This is a genomic window from Frankia sp. CcMO1 (genome assembly GCF_977945845.1).
Map to the genome: position 1 here is coordinate 1 of NZ_CDWTMG010000154.1, position 3,351 is coordinate 3,351.

3 protein-coding genes are annotated in these 3,351 nt (G+C 67.7%); all 3 read left to right on the forward strand.

All coding sequences use genetic code 11. The features are described from left to right. Positions 1-2,211: DNA-directed RNA polymerase subunit beta' (locus tag AC08OU_RS16860; protein WP_476605278.1), on the forward strand; the 2,211-nt coding region annotated here is incomplete at its 5' end. Positions 2,212-2,712: 501 nt separating this feature from the next. Further along, positions 2,713-3,087 carry a 30S ribosomal protein S12 gene (gene rpsL / locus AC08OU_RS16865; RefSeq protein ID WP_088289628.1) on the forward strand — a complete coding sequence of 125 codons (375 nt, stop codon included), beginning with the start codon at positions 2,713-2,715 and terminating at the stop codon, positions 3,085-3,087. Next, on the forward strand, positions 3,087-3,351 hold a 265-nt coding region (locus tag AC08OU_RS16870), incomplete at its 3' end, for an uS7 family ribosomal protein (RefSeq protein ID WP_476605279.1). The genes rpsL and AC08OU_RS16870, both read left to right, overlap by 1 nt.

The following is a 3,351-nucleotide window of genomic DNA, read 5'->3' on the forward strand; positions in this document are numbered from 1 at the left end:
GCCCGGATCCTCATGCTGTCCAGCAACAACATCCTCAAGCCCGCCGACGGCCGGCCGGTGACCATGCCCACCCAGGACATGATCATCGGGCTGTACCACCTGACCCTGCCGAAGGAGAACGCTCCGGGCGAGGGCCGGGCGTTCAGCTCGGTCGCCGAGGCGATCATGGCGTACGACGCGCGGGAGCTGGACCTGCAAGCCAAGATCCGGCTGCGGTTCGACGACGTCGTGCCGCCGGACGGCTGGGAGGCGCCGGAGGGCTGGGAGCCCGGGCAGCCGTTCGTCCTGGAGACGACCCTCGGCCGGGCCCTGTTCAACGAGACCCTCCCCACGGACTACGCGTTCGTGGACAAGGAGGTCGACAAGAAGGTGCTCTCGGCGATCGTCAACGATCTGGCCGAGCGGTACCCGAAGGTCGCCGTCGCGGCGTGCCTCGACGCGCTCAAGGAGGCCGGCTTCCACTGGGCCACCCGGTCCGGCGTCACGGTCTCCATCTCGGACGTCGTCACGCCGCCGCGGAAGCAGGAGATCCTCGAGACCTACGAGTCGAAGGCTGCGAAGGTCCAGGCGCAGTACGAGCGCGGTCTGATCACCGACGACGAGCGCCGTCAGGAGCTCATCGAGATCTGGACCCAGGCCACCAACGAGGTCGCCAAGGAGATGGAGGGCAACCTCCCGAAGACGAACTCCATCTTCCGGATGGTGTCGTCCGGTGCCCGTGGTAACTGGATGCAGATGCGGCAGATCGCGGGCATGCGCGGCCTGGTGGCGAACCCCAAGGGTGAGATCATCCCGCGCCCGATCAAGTCCAACTTCCGCGAGGGCCTGTCGGTGCTGGAGTTCTTCATCTCCACGCACGGTGCCCGGAAGGGTCTGGCGGACACCGCGCTGCGGACCGCGGACTCCGGGTACCTCACCCGGCGGCTGGTCGACGTCGCGCAGGACGTCATCATCCGCGAGGAGGACTGCGGCACCGAGCGCGGGTTGCTCATGCCGATCGCCGTCGACGGGGCGGACGGGCAGCTGCGCCGTCACGACGACGTCGAGACCAGCGTCTACGCGCGCTCGTCGGCGCAGGACGTCGTCGTCGGCGGCAAGGTGGTCCTTCCGGCGAACACCGACCTCGGCGACCCGAGCATCGATCTGCTGATCGAGAACGGGATCCGCGAGCTCAAGGTGCGGTCGGTGCTGACCTGCGAGTCCAAGGTCGGCACGTGCGCCCGGTGCTACGGCCGGTCGCTCGCGGCCGGCATCCTCGTCGACATCGGCGAGGCGGTGGGCATCATCGCCGCCCAGTCGATCGGTGAGCCGGGCACGCAGCTGACGATGCGGACGTTCCACACCGGTGGCGTCGCGGGTGAGGACATCACCCACGGCCTGCCGCGTGTCCAGGAGCTGTTCGAGGCCCGGACGCCGAAGGGCGTGGCGCCGATCTCGGAGTCCGCCGGCCGGGTCCGGATCGAGGAGACCGACCGGGCGCGCAAGCTCATCGTGACGCCGGACGACGGGTCCGAGGAGCTGGCCTACCCGATCTCCAAGCGGTCGCGGCTGCTGGTCGAGGAGGGTTCGCGCGTCGAGGTCGGGCAGCAGCTCATCGTCGGCGCCGTCGACCCCAAGCAGGTGCTGCGCATCCTCGGACCGCGTTCGGTCCAGATCCACCTGGTGGACGAGGTTCAGAACGTGTACCGCAGCCAGGGCGTGTCGATCCACGACAAGCACATCGAGGTCATCGTCCGCCAGATGCTCAAGCGGGTGACGATCATCGAGTCCGGCGACGCCGAGCTGCTGCCCGGTGAGCTGGTCGAGCGGGCCCGGTTCGAGGAGGAGAACCGGCGGGTGGTCGCCGAGTCCGGTCAGCCGGCGTCCGGCCGGCCGGAGCTGATGGGTATCACCAAGGCGTCGCTGGCCACGGACTCGTGGCTGTCGGCGGCGTCGTTCCAGGAGACGACCCGGGTGCTCACGAACGCCGCGATGGAGGGCCGCAGCGACCCGCTGCTGGGCCTCAAGGAGAACGTCATCATCGGAAAGCTCATCCCGGCCGGCACCGGTCTGCCCCGGTACCGGAACATCCGGGTGGAGCCCACCGAGGAGGCGAAGAGCGCGATGTACGCCATGCCGGGCTACGAAGAGGTCGACTACGGCCACTTCGGCACCGGTACGGGCCAGGCCGTCCCGCTCGAGGAGTTCGACTTGGGCAGGTACGACCGGTAGGCCAACCCGCGATCATGTAATTCCCGTGGATCATGTAATGCGCGCTGGAAGGTGCGGTAGAGATCCACGGGAATTACATGATCCACGGTAATTACATGATCGCGGGGACGCCTGCGAGCGTGAGTCTTGACGCCGAGTTCCCGAGGCGGTCCCGAGAGCCTCGCCTTCGAGCGCAACTCACCACGCGGTGCTCCAAGCCGAGGGGGTCGGGGTCGTTTTGACGCTCGGTTGGGCTAGCCGGTAATCTCGACGTTCGTGCCCGGGTCCCCCGGGCTGCCGCGTGTGCCCAGGTGATAGTTCTCGGTCCGGTAACAGTTCGGGCGGAGGCCGCCAGCCGCGTACGAAGGCCCATCCCGAACGGCGCCATGTCGGGCAAAGGCCAATGCCGTGAGGGAGTCTCCGACACGCCCGACCTCGGGTTACGGAGCCACCGGCACGGTAGTACGGAATGCAATGATCAGTGACGAGCGACGCGAGTACGAGAGAGACTTCGGAGAACCGGTGCCCACGATCCAGCAGTTGGTCCGCAAGGGCCGTCAGGACAAGGTCGGCAAGACCAAGACTCCTGCCCTCAAGGGAAGCCCCCAGCGCCGCGGCGTGTGCACCCGCGTCTACACGACTACTCCGAAGAAGCCCAACTCCGCGCTGCGCAAGGTCGCTCGCGTGCGTCTGACGAGCCAGATCGAGGTGACCGCCTACATCCCGGGCGTCGGTCACAACCTGCAGGAGCACTCGATCGTGCTGGTTCGCGGCGGCCGGGTGAAGGACCTCCCCGGCGTCCGCTACAAGATCATTCGCGGGTCGCTCGACACGCAGGGCGTGAAGAACCGCAAGCAGGCCCGCAGCCGGTACGGCGCGAAGAAGGAGAAGAGCTGATGCCTCGCAAAGGCCCCGCGCCGAAGCGACCGCTCATCATCGATCCGGTGTACGGGTCGCCGCTCGTCACGCAGCTCGTCAACAAGGTGCTCAAGGACGGGAAGAAGTCGCTCGCCGAGCGCATTGTGTACGAAGCCCTCGAGGGCTGCCGCGAGAAGACCGGCAACGACCCGGTCATCACGCTGAAGCGGGCGCTCGACAACGTCAAGCCCACCCTCGAGGTCAAGAGCCGCCGCGTCGGTGGCGCGACCTACCAGGTGCCGG